Here is a 17833-nt window from a genome sequence, read left to right on the forward strand (position 1 = left end):
GTTGTTGTCGTCCGAGCGTGTGGCGAGGGTGCCGACCGCACCGCCGATACCGCCCGCGACGAGCGCCAGCACGACGGCGCCGGCGAGCAGGCCCGCGCGGCCGCGGCGGCGCGGAGTCCCGGCGTAGGCGCCGGTGGGATCGGCACCCGGACCCGCGGGATACGGGTCACCGGCGCGGTGCTCGCCGGCGACGTAGGGCGTGCCGGAGGAGGGCGAGCCGGGCTGCTGATAGCCCTGGCCCGAGGTGTGGCCCGAGGCGTACGGGTTGTACGGCGGCATCGGCGCGGTGTGACCGGCCGCGGGATCGGCGGCGAACCCCGGATGCTGCCCCGGTCCGTACCCCTGCCCCGGTCGGTCGGGCCCGCCCTGCTGACTCGTGAACTGCTCGGTCCGATGCTCGCCGGACGCGTGCTCACCGGGCGGTACCTGCGGGCCCCCACTCGGCCCGGCCGGTCCCGATCCGTGCGATTGCGCGCCTGGGTCGGCCCCACCGGCCTGCGACGACGGCCCTGCCCACTGCGACGGTTGCCCCCACCCGCGCGAGGCGTTACCGGCATCCCCCTCCTGCGACGGGGTTCCGGAAGCTGCCGGCGGCGGGGTCGGCTCGGCCCCTCCCGACTGGGGAGTCGAACCGGTCGGCTCGTCGCGCCTGTCCCTCGAATCCTCGGTCATATTTCTCGTTTCTCCTCGAGTCTGTCGCCCAGCCTGGTGACAGCGACTGAGAGCGGACTGAGACCGTGCTTTCAGTTCTCCGTGACTCCGTGCCGTATCCGGGTTTCCGCGGGAGCGGGACGCCGCACGGTCACAGCTTATGGGGCGCTCCGGCGCGCGGCCGGCGATTCCGGCTCGCCGGTGATCACGCCCGGCGCTCCCCGGCGACCGGCGGTTCGCCGGGAAGGACGATGCGCACCAGCGTGCCGCCACGCTCGGAGGTGTCCACGGTGATGGTGCCGCCGTGTTTGGACACCACCTGTTTGACGATCGCCAGACCCAGCCCGGATCCGGGCATCGATCGCGACGCCGTGGTGCGGTAGAAGCGTTCGAAGACCAGTTCCCGTTCCTCCGGCGGAATACCCGGCCCGGCATCGTCGATGGCGATCTCCATGAGCCCGGGCCCGGTTTCGCGCATGGTCAGGATGACCTGCGCCTCCGGCGGGCTCCACTTCGCGGCATTGTCGAGCACGTTGAGGATGGCCCGCTCCAGTCCGGCGTCGTGGCCGTAGACGAACCACGGCCGCAGCCGCGCCGAGAATTCGACGTCCACGCGCCGCCGCCGCACCCGTTCCAGCGCGCGCTCGGCGACCTCGCCGAGATCGACCCGCTCGTAGACGGTTTCGGGCGCGTCCTCGCGGGCCAGGTCCACCAGGTCTCCCACCAGCGTGGACAGCTCCTCGATCTGGGCGATCACATCCGCGCGCAGCCCGGCCATGTCCTCCTCGGGAATCGGCGGCGCGTCCGGTCGCGAGGAGGCGATGAGCAGTTCCATATTGGTGCGCAGCGAGGTCAGCGGGGTGCGCAGTTCGTGTCCGGCGTCGGCCACCAGCCGCCGCTGCCGATCGCGAGATTCGGCCAGCGCCCGCAACATCAGATTGAAACTCTCGGTGAGCCGCGCCAGTTCGTCGTCACCGGTGACCGGAATCGGCGCCAGATCGTCGGTGCGCGCGACGCGTTCGGTGGCCGCGGTCAATCGCGCGATGGGCCGCAACCCCGTTCGCCCGACCGTCGCACCCGCGGCTCCGGCGACCAGCACGCCACACCCGCCGATCGTGAACAGCAGCCACGCGAGCCGATCGAGCACTTCGCGGGTGGGTTCCAGCGATCGCGAGATGACCAGCGTGGCACCGGATTTCGTGCGCCGGGCGAGCACGCGCTGATTGTTCGCGGTCCGCAGCGAGACATCGGCCTTACCGTGCGCCACCGCCATCTCGGCCGGGCCGATCGGCGGATCCATCGGCTGCGGCGGGGCATAGGGCACATCGACGTCGGGATAGATCAGCGCGATGCCGATATCGTTGGAGTACAGGCTGCTGAACATGATGATCGCCTGAAATCCCTGCAGGTCGATGTTGTTCTTGACCATCACCTCCGAGCGGCTGCGCAACTGACTGTCCACATCGGCGTACAGAGCGCGGGCGACCAGTGCGTAGGCGGCGATCGAGGTCACCGCGACGGCGATGGCCACCACCGAGGCGGCCAGCAGCGTCACCCGCCAGCGCAGCGACACCGATCGGGTCAGCGGCATGGGCGGGCGCATTTCGTGCGGATCGGGACGCGGCCCCAGCCGGGCCACGCGATCGGGACGGCCACCGTGCCCCGGATGAGCTCTTGCCACGACGACCCGGCCTACGGGGGAGTCTCGCGCAGCACGTAACCCACCCCGCGCACGGTGTGGATCAATCGCGGCTCCCCCTCGGCCTCGGTTTTGCGGCGCAGATAGCCGATATAGACCTCGAGCGCATTACCGGAGGTGGGAAAGTCGTAGCCCCAGACCTCCTCCAGAATGCGGCTGCGCGTCAACACCCGGCGCGGATTCGCCATCAGCATTTCCAGCAGCGAGAATTCGGTGCGGGTCAGGCTGATGGCGCGCTCGCCGCGCGATACCTCGCGCGTCACCGGATCCAGGGACAGATCCGCGAAACGCATCGTCTCCGAGGAATCGGTGGCCGGGTCGGCGGTGGTGCGGCGCAACAGCGCGCGCAAACGCGCCAGCAATTCCTCGAGCGCGAACGGTTTGGGCAGATAGTCGTCGGCGCCGGCGTCGAGCCCGGCCACTCGCTCCGACACCGAATCCCGGGCGGTGAGTACGAGAATCGGCAGATCATCACCGGTGCTGCGCAGGCGGCGGCATACCTCCAGGCCGTCCAGCCGCGGCATCATCACATCGAGCACCAATGCATCGGGCCGGGACGCGCTGACCTTCTCCAAGGCGTCGACGCCGTCGACCGCCAGCTCGACGGAATATCCATTGAAGGTGAGCGACCGGCGCAGCGACTCGCGCACCGCGCGATCATCGTCGACTACCAGAATGCGCATGGCCTCCAGTTTGACCGGATCGACTGAGAGCCGACTGAGAACCGACCATTCGACACGCCGCACATCCACAACAGGTGACCTGCGGAATCATCGAAAATAGTTCCGGGAAGTATGTGTTGCACACGAAAGTTGTTGCGCCGAGCCGATTTAGACCGTTGTCGCTGGACCCCTCCAAATTGCCGCGAACGTGTTCTCGCGGTATGTTGCCTGCGGTAAAAGTAAACCTCTAGTTGGTTCTCAACCCGTTGGACCCGAACGGCCAGACGCGGGCGGCGGCCGGAACCCGGGGCACGTGCGCGAGCGGAGGCGACGGAAGCGGGATGGGCACTGCACCGCGGCCATGGCAGAGGAGTCTGTCCAATCTGTCCGTGACCAGCAAGGTCGGCATCGTGCTACTGCTGCCGGTCGTGCTGGCATCGGCATTCGCCGTTCTTCGAATCAAGGACGAACTCGGCACCATCTCACAGCTGAACACGGCCAGTGAGCAGGCGCGGATCATTCGGCCGACCCTCGACTTCGGTTCGGCGGCCAACAATCTCGCCGTCACCCTCGGCAACGGCGAGCACGTTCCGCAGTCGGCGCTGGACCAGGCCGCGGCCCGGTTCGACCAGGCCGCGGCGGATCTGCAGACGGCGCTACAGAATTCGGCGGCCGACAAGCGCGTCGCCACCGAACTCACCGAGGCGCTGGCGGCCGGGCGCACCCTGCGCAACAGCCTGCACGGCGGTGCGCCACAGGAGGTCGTCAAACAGGCGAGCGAGGTGAACGGCCACGTCAGCAACGCCGTCTCGTCACTGGCGACGCCGAAGGAAACCACCCTCGAGCGTTATTACGTGCAGATGGGTGTCATCGCGATCGCCCGCCAGATGTTCACCCAGCAGCAGCTGGCGCTGGAGAGCGGCGAGATCGGCAACAACCCGGCCGTGCTGGCCCAGGTCCTGACGGCCACCGGCGCCGAGCTGACCATGATCAACCAGTACGCGGTCGTGCAGCCGGAGTCGGCGCTGAAGCCGGATGTACTGCTGGGCGCGCTGCAGACGCGCATCGCGGCGATGAGCCAGAACGCGGTCGAGCCGATCAACGTGCCCGGTGTCGTGCAGTCGCTGCAGACCAGTACCGACACCTACAACGAGGCCACCAATCATCTGGTCGACCTGATCGACTCCGGACTGTCGGATCGCTCGGTCGACGCGCGCGGCACGGTCCTGCGCGATGTGGCGCTGGTGGTCGTGACCCTGCTGGCCGGTCTGGCCCTGGCGCTGGCGGTCGCCCGCTCGCTGGTCGTCCCGATTCGCCGCCTGCGCCGCGATTCGCTGCAGGTCGCCCACACCGACCTGCCCGCCGAACTCGCGGTCGTGCGCGGCGGCGGTGCGACCCCGGAGATCGTCCCGGTCGACGTGCAGACCACCGAGGAGATCGGTCAGCTGGCCCGAGCGGTCGACGACATGCACCGCCAGGCGTTGTTCCTCGCCGCCGAGCAGGCCCGTTTGCGCCTGCAGATCAGCAATATGTTCGAAACGCTCTCGCGGCGCAGCCAATCGCTGGTCGAACAGCAGCTGTCGCTGATCGAGGATCTGGAACGCGACGAGGACGACTCCGATCGCCTGCAGAGCCTGTTCCGCCTCGACCACCTCGCCACCCGCATGCGCCGCAACGGCGACAACCTGCTGGTGCTGGCCGGCACCGCGCTGCGCCGCGGACATCTGCCGCCGGTGCCGCTGTCGGACATGCTGTGGAGTGCGGTCTCCCAGGTCGAGGATTATCAGCGCGTCGAAATCGGTTCGGTGCCCGACGGTATCGTCGCCGGTGAGCCCGCCGTCGACATCGAACACCTGCTGGCCGAACTGATCGACAACTCGCTGCGCTACTCGCCGCCGAATACGCCGGTGGCGGTCTCGGTATCGCGCGCGGTGGACGGCGGATATCTGATCGAGATCACCGACCGCGGACTCGGCATGTCCGCCGACGATATGCGCGCGATCAACGAACGCCTGGCCTCCGGTGGTGAGGTCACCATCGAAACCGCCCGTCGCATGGGTCTTTTCGTGGTCGGGCGGCTGGCGGCACGGCACACCATCACGGTCAGCCTGCGCCGCACCTCCACGATGGCACAGCAGCCGGGTATCACGGCCAGTGTGCATCTACCGGGTGCGCTGGTCTCGCCCACCGAGGCCGTGGTCCCGCCGGCCATCTCGACGTTCACCACACCGATCGCGGACTTCTCCTCCCCGGTCACCGAATTTCCCGCTCCCGGCCGCACACTCACCGCGGTGCCCAATCCGCCGGAGCGGTTCGGGGAGACGTCGGAGCCGGCCCGCTTCACCAGCGCCGGACTGCCGCAGCGCCGCCCGTCCGGCCAGTCGGATTCCGAATCCGCGGCGCCGGTCACCCGGCTCACCCCGTTGCCGGACGCCACCGAGAACGACAACCGCGCACCGGAACCGCTCGACGACGGTGTACTGCGCGGCGCCGACACCGGACGCGAGAACGCCGTCCACGACGAGCGCGCCGAGGAGAATCACCGCGACGAACGCGACGACGCCGAGGAGGCCGAAAGCGCGAGTCGCGGCGAGAATTTCGGCCCGGCCTCCGATCCGTGGAACCCGGTGACCGACCGCGATCTGGAACAGATCGTGCCGCCCCGGCGTCCCGCCCCGGCCGATCCACGGCCGCAACCCCAGCCGCAGCCCATCGATATCTGGGCCGAAACGGCGATCATGGCCCCGGCACAGCGCACCCCGGACCGCGAACCGGCGCCGCTGTCCCGCCACGGCGCGACTCTCGCGCCACCCCGGCCCGATGCCTATCAGCACGACGCTCCTCAGCAGGATGCTCAGGCGCCGGCCAAACCGGAATCCCCCACACCGATCTATCAGCGCATGGTGTCCGAATGGCTGGTCGAACCGTCCTCGAACGCGCCGACCGGCGCCTGGTCGTCTCCCGCCGACGAGGGCTGGGCGGCGGCCGCGGACGCCAGCACCCCGACCGCGACCACCCGTACCACGGGTGGCCTGCCCATCCGCCGGCCCGGTGCGCAGCTGGTGCCCGGTGGAGTGACGCAGGACGATGCCGTCGAGGCCCGGGATCCGGAGGAAATCCGCAACAACTTGTCCAGGCATCTGAGCGGCGTCCGCAGCGGACGCGTCAGCGTCCGAGACAACACGGCCCAGTACGACCCGGCCGATGCGGCCCGGTTCGACACGGACCAGCGGAACAACGCTCAGCAGAACGACGGAGGCTTTGCATGACCGACACTGCGCAGAACAGTACGGACGAGAATTTGAACTGGCTCGTCACCCGTTTCACCAGAGAGGTGCCTGGAGTCTCGCACGCGGTGCTCGTCTCGGCCGACGGCCTGCTCCAGGCGACCAGTCCGCACCTGCCGTCCGATCGGGCCGAACAGCTCTCCGCGGTGACCGCCGGACTGGCGAGTCTGTCGGCGGGGGCTGCGCAATTGTTCAACGGCGGCAAGGTGATGCAGTCGATCGTCGACATGCAGCGCGGCTATCTGCTGGTGATGAGTGTCGGCAACGGCTCGCATCTGGCGGTACTGGCCAACAAGCAGCACGACATCGGCCGCATCGGTTACGAGATGGCCCTGCTCGTCGATCGAGTCGGATCGGTCGTGCAAGCCACGGCCCGTTCGGCGGTCTGACGATTGCGATGTCCAGCTCGTTCGGAGCCGGGTCCGGCCGGCCAACCACTCGCGTCCGTCCTTATGCGCTGACCGCTGGGCGCACCGAACCCGCGGTCGAACTGCCTCTCGAGGCGGTCGTGGAAACACTGCCCTACGCCAATCAATTCGATTGGCCCGCAGGCGATATTCGAACAGATATTCTGCGTCTGGGCGCGGGGCGGCTCTCGGTCGCCGAAATCGCCGCCCATCTGCAACGTCCCCTGGGCATGATCCGGGTGGTGATCGGCGACCTGGTGGTGGCCGGCACACTGCGGGTGCACACCACGCTCAGCGAGGACGCCACATTCGACGAGCGGCGATCGCTGATGGAGAGGACCCTGCGTGGACTCCGTGCCCTTTGACACCGCGGCACCGCCCCCGCACACCGGGGCACCCTCAACGGCCGAGCGGTATCCGCCCGCGCCGCAACCCGATTCCGCGCAGATCGGACCGCTCGGAGCCAATTCCCCGGGCTCGCACCCGCAACCGCCGCTTCCATACCAGAATCCCCCCATGCACTTTCAGAACTCGACGGCTCCGATGCCGCCCCACCCGGAGCTCGACAGCCGCACCGCCTCGACCAAAATCGTGGTCGCGGGCGGGTTCGGCGCCGGGAAGACCACCTTCGTCGGCGCGGTCTCGGAGATCGTGCCGCTGCGCACCGAGGCCATGGTGACCGGCGTATCCGACGGCATCGACGACCTGTCCGCCACCCCGGGCAAGGAAACCACCACGGTGGCCATGGATTTCGGCCGCATCATCCTGCCCGGCAACCTGACGCTGTACCTGTTCGGCACGCCCGGGCAGCGCCGGTTCTGGTTCATGTGGGACGACCTGATCCGCGGTGCCATCGGCGCCGTCGTGCTGGTCGACACGCGCCGGATCGAGGACAGCTTCGCCGCGGTCGACTTCTTCGAGGCGCGCGGGCTGCCGTTCCTGGTGGCGGTCAACAGGTTTCCGAGCGCACCGCGGTTCCCGGTCGCCGAACTCCGGGAGGCGCTGTCGATCCGCGAGGGCGTGCCGGTGGTCGATATCGACGCCCGGGACGCCGGTGAGGTTCGGCGGGCGCTCGCCGCGGTCACCGAATACGCGATTCAGCGGTTGACCGCCACCCACGCGACGGTGGGACAGAGCTGAGCGGTGCGAGCTGAGGGGAAGCGATGAACTACTTCACCATGGGGTACTGGGTGCTGGGCCTGGCACTCGGGGTTTCCGCGGCCGGCGCGGTCGTCGGACTGGCCTGTGTTCGCCAGTCGACGCTCTCGGTCACCGCGCGGTTCCGGATGGTGTGGCTCACCGCGGCGGCAGTGTCCATCGGCGGTGTCGGCACCTGGCTCGCGGTGTATGTCACCATGCTCGGCGTCGGGGTGTCGTCCGGTGAGATCCGCTACGACATCGCCCGGATGGTCGTGGCGACGGCCGTCGCGGTGGCTGCGGTCCTGGCCGGTCTGGTGATCACGGGCAAGGTGAGCACGCTGGTACGGGTGATCAGCGGCGGCGTGGTGATGGGCCTCGGCATCGGCATCATGCACCTGCTCGCCATGGGGGCGATCCGCGTGCAGGGATCGGTCGACGTGAACATCTGGATGTCGCTGAGCGCGGGGGCGCTGGCCGTCGCGGCCTCGATCGGTGTGCTGTGGGCCACCACCCGTTTCCAGGCGATGCTGCCGCTGGCCGGGGCGGCCGCGCTGTATGCGCTGGCGGTCACCGCGATCCACTACCTCGGCCAGGCCGGGGTGCACGTACATCTCGACACCGCGGTCGGCCAGCCCGACGGCGACGATCTGTTCACCCTCTTCGTGCCGGTGTTCGTGGTGGGGACGCTGTCGCTGGCGGTACCGATCACCGCGGTGCTGGTCGCCCCCGACCGCACCGGAACAACCCGCTCGCGGCAGTTGGCACAGGCCGCGAATCCCCCTGCCGGACAGACCGCTTCGCCGGCCGGCAAGGCTCGATCGGCGGGTCGGGCACCGCAGCCGGTGAGCTGAGCGGATGCGCGGCGGTCGGGCCGCGCACAGACGAGAATCGGGGCGGGCCGCACGGCCCGCCCCGATCGCGTTGCGCTACTGGTGATTACGACTCGGCGGGCGCGTTGATCCGGTTGAAGTACTCGATCGCGACGAGCACGCCGGAGATACCGCCGACGCCGACCAGACCGGCCGCGGCACCCAGCGGGGCGCCCAGGGCGGCACCGGTCAGGCAGCCGCCGATCCAGCCCGGAACGACCAGGAACGGGGTGCCGAGGACGGCACCGAGCGCACAACCGCCGGCCAGGCCGATCGCGGTGCCGACGAGGGTGCCGATGCTGGTGGCGATACCGAGTTCGTTGATCGCGCTCTGGTTGGCCGCGTCGAGATCCGAACGGCTGGCCACATCGTGCAGCATCGGCGCCGGGTGGGCGGCGGCGCGGTCGGTGCTCGGCACCAGGGTGGCCTGGTTACCGTCGATCTGCGCGGCGATCGGGTACTCCAGACCGTCGTGCTGATAGCTCAGCGGAAATCCGGCTACCACCTTGCCCTGGTTGTCGCGGACCTGGAACTCGTTGCCTTCGGTCGTCAGCGATCCGGCGTCGGTCTTCACCACGACGGATTTGTCGACAACGTTTGCCGTGTAATGAATATCGGGGTTGGCGGCCGGAGCGGGGGCTGCGAATGCGGTGCCTGTGGAGATCCCAAGAGCAGCGATGACCAGAGCCGATGTTGCGGCGAACTTCCTGAGCTTCATTCCCTCATACACTTTCTTCAGCAGTTTGCGGCGCCGATACCCTGGCGCCTGAGCTCGAAATCGAAACCCTTAGACAGGCTGTCGTGCACCCATTACGAACACGTAACAAAGGCCGTTAATAAGCCGCCAAGAAGATGCCAGGAATGTTAAGAAACTGAAAATTCGGACATTTTCGGGTCGGTGAGCACGGGTCGGCAAATATGCAGCCGCCCGCGCACCGACATCTCGCACCCCGATACGCGACACCCGCCGACCGCCCGGCAGCCGCACGGAAACCGCCGCCGGGCGGCGCCGCCGGCGCACACGGGAGCGGCTCCGCGAATTACAGTGTGGAGCAGGCATTTCGGCCCGCGGCGGGAGCGATGAGAGAGGTACCGGATGTGACTCCGGAGCAGGAAGCGATATTGCGCGATGTACAGGTGCAGCTACGCGGTCCCGGTTTGGCGGGCTGGCCCCAGCTGGGCGACGACGGCACGGACGGCGGCCCCATATCGGAACGGACGGTCGTCGAGGCGCTGGGCGCCGCCCTGCGGCAGATCGCCGAACTGCGCACCGAGATCGCCGACCTGGAGACGACCGTGCTGGAACTGACCCGCCAGGCGCCGCCGGTGGCCGAACTGCCGTGGCCGCTGTCGCTGGCGGCCGCCCTGCTGGAGAATCCGGCGGCGGTGATCGGCGAGCAGATCGCGCGCTGGGAGTCGTTGCTCGAGGCGTTGCGACCGAAGCCGGACGATGCGCCACAGCCCGGGCAGCGAGCGTTGGAAGCGCCGCGGTCCCCGGCGCGACATGAGTGAACGGGCCCGAAAGTGGCGATGAGCGGGCTCTCCCGTTACCAGGAGAACCCGCCCTCAGCCACGAGGGTACCGGGGGCGCCTCAGGAAAACAGCGTTTCCGACGGACTTTTTCCGGCACCAAAAACCAACCAGCAGTTGGCAATTCAGATTCCAGCTACTGACTCGCAAGCACAGTAACACCGATTGCCCTGCTGACTCCGATTTATTTGATAACCAGTTGGTCGCTCGATTCAGGCAAACGCCACATATTGTCGGCGACCGAAACCCATGTCCTATAGCCGGGCCGGGTCGATCAGGCCACGTCGGACGGCGGTGACCAATCGGCGCGGGATCTTGTGGACGACACCATCGACCCTGACCGGCACCAGGTCGGGAGGAGTCGCCTTCCAGTTCGAACGCCGGCTGTGGGTATTGGCGCGCGACAGTCGCCGCTTCGGCACCGCCATCTCAGTTCTCCCCTCGCACGGAACCGGGACGCGGTGTGCGCCTGCCGTATTTGCGTTCGAATTTCTCCACCCGGCCCTGAGTGTCGAGGACGCGATGCGCCCCGGTCCAGAACGGGTGGGAGTCCGCGGTGACGTCGACGGTGATCAGCGGATAGCTGTTGCCGTCGGACCATTCGACGGTGCGGGTGCTCGTCGCCGTCGATCGGGTGAGGAAGCGTTTGCCGGTGCTGACATCTTCGAAGACCACCGGGTGGTACTCCGGATGGATCCCTGATTTCATCGTCCTACCTTTCGTTCGGCCGGGATTCGACACCACGGCCGCCTGAGTTGTCGGATTCGGTTGTCTCGCAGGGGTCCTCGTGGAACTCGCCGAACGGATCGTCCCAGTGCGCGACCAGATCCGGCGCGTTGCGCAGCAGGATCATCTCGGCCTCGTCGAGCAGCGCCCAGTGCAGCGCGGTGCGGATGTCGTCCGGATTCGCACCGCAGGTGAGGATCACCAGCGAGATGTCGCGATCGCCGAAATCCTCGTCCCAGCGCAGCGCCGCCAGCGCCCGCCGATCGGGGTCGGCCGATTCCCGTTCCGCGGGACTCATGGCCGCCAGCCAGGTTCCGGCGTCACCGACCCGCACTCCCCCGCCGGCGGATTCCAGCCACACCACGCGTTCGGGTTGAGTCGCCAGCCAGATCCGCCCGCGTGCGGTGACCACGCCGTCGAACAGCACATCCATCGCTTCGTGCAGACGGGTCGGATGGAACGGGCGATCGGTGGCGAATTCGATCAACGCCACATCGTTCTCCTCCGCCAGCGGCGGCCGGCCGCGCAACAACGGTGCGTGCGCGTCGAAGATGCGGCCGCGCCGGGAATCGGCCGGAATGCGGTCGAGCAGCATCTCGATGCGCGCCGCGGCGATATCCCGTCCGTCGCCGGCCCAGATCGACGGAGCCCGGGGCACCAGCCGATCCACGACCGATCGCAGCACCTCGCGTTCACCATCGCCCACCTGGTCCGTACCGAAAACCACGAGCGCGTCGGCGAATTCGACCTGTCCGACGGCGAGCTGCGCCACCGTCCGGTCGTCGTCGCCGGGGCCGCCCGCCCGTTCGTCGATCGTCTCGTCGCTCAGCGCGTCCGGCAGCCAGCTGCGCGCGTCGAGCCCGGTCACGACCGCCTCGATGCGCACGTCACGGGCGGCGGGCCCGTCGACGCGACCCACCAGGTCGACCACGGGCACGGTGCCGATCGCATGACACACGGCTTCCGCCTCGAAGGCCGGATCGAGCGCGATCACGATGCGGTGCACCGAATCTCGTGCCGCCAACCGGCACAGCAGCGGCAGCAGATCGGCGCGCAGCGTGCAGGAGACGCAGCCGTGCGCGAGTTCGTGCACGCTCGCCGTCTCCCGGCCGTCGAGGTGCACCCGGCGGCGCACCACACCTTCGGACAGCGAGCTCAGATCGTGTCGCACGACGACGGTGCCCGGCGCCGAGCCCAGCAGTCGCGCCAGGTGATCCATACCGTCCGCGACCGGCCCCTGGAAGCCCGCCAGCAGCACGACGGGCGTGCGGCGGTCGGGATGTGACAGCACCGGAACCCCTTTCGATAATGATTTTCATTTGCTCCAGCCACACGGTACAGTCTGCGGCGACCGTTGTCGAAAATGATTTTCAGAAAGGAGCCCCATGTCGGCCCACTGCCAGGTCACCGGTCGCAAGCCGGGCTTCGGTAAGTCCGTCTCGCACTCCCACGTCCGGACCAACCGGCGCTGGGACCCGAACATCCAGCGCAAGACCTACTTCCTGCCCAGCGAGGGCCGGCGCATCACACTGCACGTCTCGGCCAAGGGCATCAAGACCATCGACCGCGACGGGATCGAAGCGGTCGTGGCCCGTATCCGTGCGCGCGGCGGGAACGACGGGCCCGGAGGCGGCAGCCCGCCTAACCGCGGAGGGACCCGCGGACGCCGCAGCAAGCGCAGGGAGAAGGTCTGATGGCGCGCAGCAACGAGATTCGGCCCATCGTGAAACTGCGGTCGACAGCCGGCACCGGCTACACCTACGTCACCCGCAAGAACCGCCGCAACGACCCCGACCGCATGGTGCTGCGCAAATACGATCCGCTGCTGCGCCGGCACGTCGACTTCCGCGAGGAGCGGTGATGGCGAAGAAATCCAAGATCGCACGCAACGAGCAACGCCGCGCCGTCGTGGCCCGCTACGCCGAACGCCGGGCCGAGCTCAAAGAGCTGATCCGCGATCCGGCCACCGCCGACGATCGCCGGGCGGCAGCACAGCTCGCGCTGCAGCGACTGCCGCGCGACGCCAGTCCGGTACGATTGCGCAATCGGGACGCCACCGATGGCCGCCCCCGCGGTCATCTCCGCAAGTTCGGACTATCCCGGGTACGTGTGCGCGAGCTGGCCCACCGGGGGGAGCTGCCCGGTGTACACAAATCGAGTTGGTAGACCATCGCAGATCTCGTCGGAAGGAACCGGCAGGAGCGGTCGGGGCGCCCGCGCGACAGCGTAGGACCAGAGCTCACGCCGAGAAAGGATGGCCCACATGGCAGTCAAGCGAGCACCGTCGAAGCGGATCCGCGCCGAACAGGCCCGGCGGCCCAAGAAGAATCCGCTGATCGCGGCCGGCGTCGAAATCGTCGACTACAAGGATGTGAACCTGCTGCGCACGTTCATCTCCGACCGCGGCAAGATCCGCAGCCGCCGCGTCACCGGGCTCACGCCGCAGCAGCAGCGGCAGGTGGCGGTCGCGGTGAAGAACGCGCGCGAGATGGCGCTGCTGCCGTTCACCAGTAGGTAGCGAACGAACAGACGAACGCCCCCGATGCGCGACACCGGGGGCGTTCGGCCGTTTCCGGTCACGGAATGGTCAGCAGCTGACCCTCGTTGATGACATCCGGGTTCTCGATGCCGCTCGCCCCGGCGATCTCCAGATAGCGGTTGCCGTCGCCGTAGAACCGTTCCGCGATGGCCCACAGCGTGTCACCGGACTCCACGGTGTAGGTGCGGGGTTCCGGCGCCGGCGGCGGCGGAGGCACCTGCTCGGCGGCGGGTGCGGCGACCGGCTCCTCGACCACGATCGGGTTGTCGGTATTGGTGCCCGACGCCCACAGCGAGGCGCCGTCCCGGCCGTACAGGACGAGGTTGCGGTCCGGTTGCACGATCAGATGATCGGCGGCCTGTCCGTTGGTGTCGGTGGTCCACACGGGCCCACTGCCGGAGTACAGCACGAAGTTGCCGTCCTCCTGCAGGACGGCGCGCTCGACGCCACGCTCATGTGTCATCGTCGCCCACACCACGGTGCCGTCGGGCTCGGAAAGCACCAAGTTGCCGTCGTTCTGGAGAGTCAGCGTGTACGCGCCGCCCTGAAGGGCCTGACCCAGGCCCAGTTCCCGGCCTACCTGCAACGTGTCGCCCACGCGGTGGATCCTTTCGAGAAGAGGTCGTGTCGATCGGTGATTCGATGGCGCAGAACCGCATTCGCTCATCGTTTGCGAACCCTACTTGCCCCGTCGCGATTTTCGCAGCAGTTACGCGCCGACGTTCGCAGAATGTTCACTGGGACGTGCATCACAGCCGCCGCACCCCCGCGGATAGGGTGAGCCCCATGGACTCCATCCCCGGACGACGCCGCATCGCAGCGGCGGCAATCGCGCTACTCGCACTACCGGCCCTGCTGGTCACCGCATGCGGGAACTCCGACAACGGTGGGGCACAAGGGAATACGACAACGGCCGCGGTCAGTACACCGACCGAGCAGAACCCGCCGCAGCCGGGCCGGATGTTCACCGCCGACTCGACGATCACCAATCCGCACCCGCTGCCGTTCGACAGCTGGAGCCGGGTGGCCCCCGACCGGATCGCGGTCAACTTCCAGATCGGCTCGCCGGAGTGCTACGGCGTGGACGCGACCACCACCGAAACCGACACCACCGTCACCGTCGCCCTGAAGGCCGGCACGCTGCCCGAGGCTGCCGGGCGCATGTGCACCATGATCGCCGTCTTCGGCACCCTGGAGATCCCGCTGAAGAAGCCGTTGGGCGATCGAAAGGTATTGAGCGCGAACTGATTCGCCGGGCCCACGACCGAACCCGTAGAACGACGTCGCCGCCCGCTGGAGGCACCAGCGGGCGGCGACGTTCGTGATGACCGATCAGTGCGCGAAGTGGCGCGCCCCGGTGAGGTACATCGTGACCCCGGCCTCCCGGCAGGCGTCGATGGTCAGCTGGTCGCGCACCGAACCACCCGGCTGCACAATGGCTTTCACGCCCGCGGCGATCAGCTGCTGCGGACCGTCGGGGAACGGGAAGTAGGCGTCGGAGGCGGCCACCGACCCCTTGGCGCGGTCACCGGCGCGCAGCACCGCCAGATGTACGGCGTCGACGCGGTTGACCTGCCCCATGCCGACACCGACCGAGGCACCGTCGTGGGCCAGCAGAATCGCATTCGATTTCACGGCACGGCATGCGCGCCAGGCGAATTCGAGATCGGCGAGGGTTTCGGCGTCGGCCGGCTCGCCGGTGGCGAGAGTCCAGTTGGCGGGATCGTCACCGTCCGCATCGACGATATCGGTCTGCTGCAGCAGCGCGCCGCCGCTGATCGGCCGCAGTTCGACGCCACCGCGCCGGGGTTCGTCGGCGATCAGGATGCGCACATTCTTCTTGCGCTGCAACACCTCCACCGCGCCGTCGGCATAGCCGGGGGCCACGATGACCTCGGTGAAGATCTCGGCCACCTGTTCGGCCATCTCGACGGTGACCTCGCGGTTGGCCGCGATCACGCCGCCGAACGCGCTCACCGGATCACAGGCGTGCGCCTTGCGGTGTGCCTCGGCGATATCGGCACCGACCGCGATGCCGCACGGATTGGCGTGCTTCACGATGGCCACCGCGGGTTCGGCGTGGTCCCACGCGGCCCGCCAGGCGGCATCGGCATCGGTGTAGTTGTTGTACGACATCTCCTTGCCGTGCACCTGCTTCGCCTGCGCGAGCCCGGCCGGGCCCGAGTCGTTGCGATACAGCGCGGCGGCCTGATGCGGATTCTCGCCGTAGCGCAGCACCGCGTCGCGGGTCCACACGCCGCCCAGCCACGACGGGAACTGCCCGCCCGCAGCCGAATCCGTGGCGTCCTCGGCGGTCAGCACGTTGGTCATCCAGCTCGCGACCGCGACGTCGTAGCTCGCGGTGTGCTGGAAAGCCTTGGCGGCCAGGGTGGTTCGCTCGGCGAGGGTGAAACCGCCGCCGCGCACCGCGGCCAGCACGTCGTCGTAGTCACCGGTGTCGACCACGACCGCGACCGAGGGGTGATTCTTCGCCGCGGCTCGCACCATCGACGGGCCGCCGATATCGATCTGCTCGACGCATTCGTCGGGGGTGGCGCCGCCGGCGACGGTCTGGGTGAACGGATACAGGTTCACCACCACCAGCTGGAATGCCTCGACGCCCAGCTCCACCAGCTGATCGAGGTGCTCCTGCTTGCGGGTGTCGGCGAGGATGCCGGCGTGCACGCGGGGGTGCAGCGTCTTCACCCGGCCGTCGAGGGTTTCCGGGAAACCGGTCAGGTCTTCGACCTTCGTCACCGGAATTCCGGCGTCGGCGATGCGGGCGGCGGTCGAGCCGGTCGACACCAGTTCGACACCGGCGTCGTTCAGTCCGGTGGCCAGCTCGATGAGCCCGGTTTTGTCATAGACGCTCACCAACGCCCTGCGGATCGCCCTGCGTGCACCCGTGTCTTCGGGTCGTTCGCTGCGCTCACTCACCGGGGCCTCACTCATCTGGGATTACTGCCTTTCGTCCGTCGCAGACAATGCCTCGCGTGGCGACGGCGGCGACGGTGTCCGCCAGCAGCCGACGCTCCACAACTTTGATGCGCTCGTGCAAGCTCGCCTCGTCGTCATCGGGCAGCACCGCGACCGGCTCCTGAGCGAGGATCGGTCCGGTGTCGACGCCCGCGTCGACCAGATGCACGGTGGAGCCCGTTACCCGCACGCCGTAGGCCAGCGCGTCGCGCACCCCGTGCGCGCCCGGGAACGCCGGCAGCAGCGCGGGATGGGTGTTGATGATCCGGCCCTCGAATCGCTCCAGGAATTTCGGGCCGAACAGGCGCATGAATCCGGCCGACACCACCAGGTCGGGTGCGTAGGCCCCGACCGCGTCGGTGAGCGCGATATCCCAGGCGGACCGATCGGGATGGTCGGCGGGGGCGACCCGGAAGTCCGGAATGCCGGCCCGGACGGCGTGCTCGGTCGCCGCGCAGGTCCGGTCCACGCCCACGGCCGCGATCCGCGCCGGATAGTCCGGCCGCTCGGTGGCCGCGATCAGCGATTGCAGCAGCGATCCCGTGCCCGAGGCGAGGACGACGAGGGTCGCAGGCGCGGTCGGAGGGACCAGCTGGGCGGGCGGGGTGGTCAGCGCTCTACTCCCTGTGCGTCGGGGCTGCCGGAGGGCGGCGAACCCGAGGTCCGCCGGGTTAGAGCCTAACGACCGCCCCTGCCGGGGCTCTCCGGCAGGTCACCCTCTACCACTTCGGCGTCGACGATGTCGGAGTTTCCGGCGTCGAATTCGGCGTCCGGATCGGCGTGCGCGGGCGCGAGGTCGTCGTCGAGCAGTTCGCCGTCGACCTCCACGACCTCGGTGGAGACGGTGCGGCGGTAGGCCGGCCGTGGATAGTCGTCCTCCACGGCGACATCGTCCTCGAATTCGTATTCGACGTAACGCGGGTCGTCGTACAGCTGGTCGATATAGCCCGGTTCGGCCCGATCGTCGTAATAGTCGTCGCGATCGGTGGCGGGGCGGGGGTCGTAGCCGTGCTCCCGGTACTCGTCCCGGTCGTCCTCGTCGTACTCGTCGTGCGAGTAGTCGGTGGGAAGGTAGCGGCCGCGCCGCCCGCCGAGATCCACCTCGACCACAGCCGGCGCAATTCCGAGAAACCGTCGCCCGCACAGCAAGCCGAGATATCCGGCGACGGTCAGCCAGGCGAAGGTGAGCCCCGCGGTCAGCAGCACGCCCGGCCCGATCTCCCCGAACGATCCGACCGTGCCGCCGGCGAACAGTCCCAGCAGCAACAGCGCGAGTGCGGCGAGCGCCGCCGAGAACACCGTCGCCCACGGACTACGCACCTCGTCGGCGGACTCGCGCGCGCAGTC

19 protein-coding genes and 3 pseudogenes are annotated in these 17833 nt (G+C 68.5%); 11 read left to right on the top strand and 11 right to left on the bottom strand.

The annotated features are described in order from the left end of the window. From ON23_RS38045 to ON23_RS23445, 3 genes and pseudogenes are all read right to left on the bottom strand, one after another. Positions 1–672 (bottom strand): annotated as a pseudogene (locus ON23_RS38045) (hypothetical protein); the annotation flags it as partial. A 184-nt stretch (positions 673–856) separates the two neighbouring features. Further along, complete coding sequence (locus tag ON23_RS23440; RefSeq protein ID WP_083904199.1) at positions 857–2254, bottom strand: sensor histidine kinase; 1398 nt, start codon at positions 2252–2254, stop codon at positions 857–859. Positions 2255–2343: 89 nt separating this feature from the next. Next, complete coding sequence (locus ON23_RS23445) at positions 2344–3033, bottom strand: response regulator transcription factor (RefSeq protein ID WP_039780838.1); 690 nt, start codon at positions 3031–3033, stop codon at positions 2344–2346. Positions 3034–3401: 368 nt separating this feature from the next. On the opposite strand from ON23_RS23445, the gene ON23_RS23450 reads away from it, so the two are divergent. From ON23_RS23450 to ON23_RS23470, 5 genes are all read left to right on the top strand, one after another. After that, entirely contained in the window at positions 3402–6281 is a 2880-nt protein-coding gene (locus tag ON23_RS23450; protein WP_063821323.1) for a HAMP domain-containing sensor histidine kinase, read from the top strand. After that, complete coding sequence (locus ON23_RS23455; protein WP_030515097.1) at positions 6278–6688, top strand: roadblock/LC7 domain-containing protein; 411 nt, start codon at positions 6278–6280, stop codon at positions 6686–6688. Before ON23_RS23450 ends, ON23_RS23455 begins: the two co-directional genes overlap by 4 nt. Before the next feature lie 8 nt (positions 6689–6696). Further along, entirely contained in the window at positions 6697–7071 is a 375-nt protein-coding gene (locus ON23_RS23460; protein WP_051025076.1) for a DUF742 domain-containing protein, read from the top strand. A gap of 151 nt (positions 7072–7222) precedes the next feature. Then, complete coding sequence (locus tag ON23_RS23465) at positions 7223–7846, top strand: GTP-binding protein (protein WP_373282231.1); 624 nt, start codon at positions 7223–7225, stop codon at positions 7844–7846. Between the two features lie 23 nt (positions 7847–7869). After that, on the top strand, positions 7870–8697 hold the full coding sequence (locus tag ON23_RS23470; RefSeq protein ID WP_051043192.1) for an MHYT domain-containing protein: 828 nt from the start codon (positions 7870–7872) through the stop codon (positions 8695–8697). An 85-nt stretch (positions 8698–8782) separates the two neighbouring features. Here the strand turns inward: ON23_RS23470 and ON23_RS23475 are convergent, their stop codons facing one another. Beyond that, entirely contained in the window at positions 8783–9433 is a 651-nt protein-coding gene (locus ON23_RS23475) for a DUF8020 domain-containing protein (protein ID WP_039780822.1), read from the bottom strand. Positions 9434–9813: 380 nt separating this feature from the next. On the opposite strand from ON23_RS23475, the gene ON23_RS23480 reads away from it, so the two are divergent. Beyond that, positions 9814–10227, top strand: a complete 414-nt coding sequence (locus ON23_RS23480; RefSeq protein WP_157170271.1) for a hypothetical protein — start codon at positions 9814–9816, stop codon at positions 10225–10227. A 272-nt stretch (positions 10228–10499) separates the two neighbouring features. On the opposite strand, the gene rpmF is transcribed toward ON23_RS23480, so the two are convergent. Genes rpmF through mrf form a run of 3 tightly spaced genes read right to left on the bottom strand, consistent with a single transcriptional unit; the run spans position 10500 to position 12262 of the window. Beyond that, positions 10500–10673, bottom strand: a complete 174-nt coding sequence (gene rpmF, locus ON23_RS23485) for a 50S ribosomal protein L32 (RefSeq protein ID WP_039780828.1) — start codon at positions 10671–10673, stop codon at positions 10500–10502. Position 10674: 1 nt separating this feature from the next. Next, on the bottom strand, positions 10675–10953 hold the full coding sequence (locus ON23_RS23490) for a type B 50S ribosomal protein L31 (protein WP_039780830.1): 279 nt from the start codon (positions 10951–10953) through the stop codon (positions 10675–10677). Between the two features lie 4 nt (positions 10954–10957). Next, positions 10958–12262 carry a ribosome hibernation factor-recruiting GTPase MRF gene (mrf, locus tag ON23_RS23495; RefSeq protein ID WP_039780832.1) on the bottom strand — a complete coding sequence of 435 codons (1305 nt, stop codon included), beginning with the start codon at positions 12260–12262 and terminating at the stop codon, positions 10958–10960. Positions 12263–12356: 94 nt separating this feature from the next. Here mrf and rpmB point away from each other — a divergent pair. The 4 genes and pseudogenes from rpmB to rpsR form a co-directional block, all read left to right on the top strand. Continuing rightward, positions 12357–12581, top strand: a pseudogene (gene rpmB, locus ON23_RS23500) (50S ribosomal protein L28); the annotation flags it as partial. Between the two features lie 83 nt (positions 12582–12664). After that, on the top strand, positions 12665–12832 hold the full coding sequence (gene rpmG / locus ON23_RS23505) for a 50S ribosomal protein L33 (RefSeq protein ID WP_036505471.1): 168 nt from the start codon (positions 12665–12667) through the stop codon (positions 12830–12832). Next, entirely contained in the window at positions 12832–13137 is a 306-nt protein-coding gene (gene rpsN, locus ON23_RS23510) for a 30S ribosomal protein S14 (protein ID WP_039780833.1), read from the top strand. Before rpmG ends, rpsN begins: the two co-directional genes overlap by 1 nt. Positions 13138–13234: 97 nt before the next feature. Continuing rightward, positions 13235–13489, top strand: a complete 255-nt coding sequence (gene rpsR, locus ON23_RS23515) for a 30S ribosomal protein S18 (protein WP_036505473.1) — start codon at positions 13235–13237, stop codon at positions 13487–13489. A gap of 58 nt (positions 13490–13547) precedes the next feature. Here the strand turns inward: rpsR and ON23_RS23520 are convergent, their stop codons facing one another. After that, entirely contained in the window at positions 13548–14108 is a 561-nt protein-coding gene (locus ON23_RS23520) for a LysM peptidoglycan-binding domain-containing protein (RefSeq protein ID WP_039780834.1), read from the bottom strand. Between the two features lie 188 nt (positions 14109–14296). Here ON23_RS23520 and ON23_RS23525 point away from each other — a divergent pair, with 188 nt between their 5' ends. Then, positions 14297–14758 (top strand): hypothetical protein, encoded by a 462-nt coding sequence (locus ON23_RS23525; protein WP_039780835.1) that lies wholly within the window; start codon positions 14297–14299, stop codon positions 14756–14758. Between the two features lie 84 nt (positions 14759–14842). Here the strand turns inward: ON23_RS23525 and purH are convergent, their stop codons facing one another. From purH to ON23_RS23540, 3 genes and pseudogenes are all read right to left on the bottom strand, one after another. Then, the gene (gene purH, locus ON23_RS23530; protein ID WP_051043198.1) at positions 14843–16462 is read right to left on the bottom strand and encodes a bifunctional phosphoribosylaminoimidazolecarboxamide formyltransferase/IMP cyclohydrolase; all 1620 of its coding nucleotides are present in this window, start codon (positions 16460–16462) and stop codon (positions 14843–14845) included. Beyond that, the gene (purN, locus tag ON23_RS23535) at positions 16455–17099 is read right to left on the bottom strand and encodes a phosphoribosylglycinamide formyltransferase (RefSeq protein WP_174376518.1); all 645 of its coding nucleotides are present in this window, start codon (positions 17097–17099) and stop codon (positions 16455–16457) included. Before purN ends, purH begins: the two co-directional genes overlap by 8 nt. 65 nt (positions 17100–17164) lie before the next feature. Then, positions 17165–17833: pseudogene (locus tag ON23_RS23540) on the bottom strand (hypothetical protein); the annotation flags it as partial.

Origin of the sequence: Nocardia cerradoensis NBRC 101014, assembly GCF_000308535.1 — a bacterium.
Taxonomy (GTDB): domain Bacteria; phylum Actinomycetota; class Actinomycetes; order Mycobacteriales; family Mycobacteriaceae; genus Nocardia; species Nocardia cerradoensis.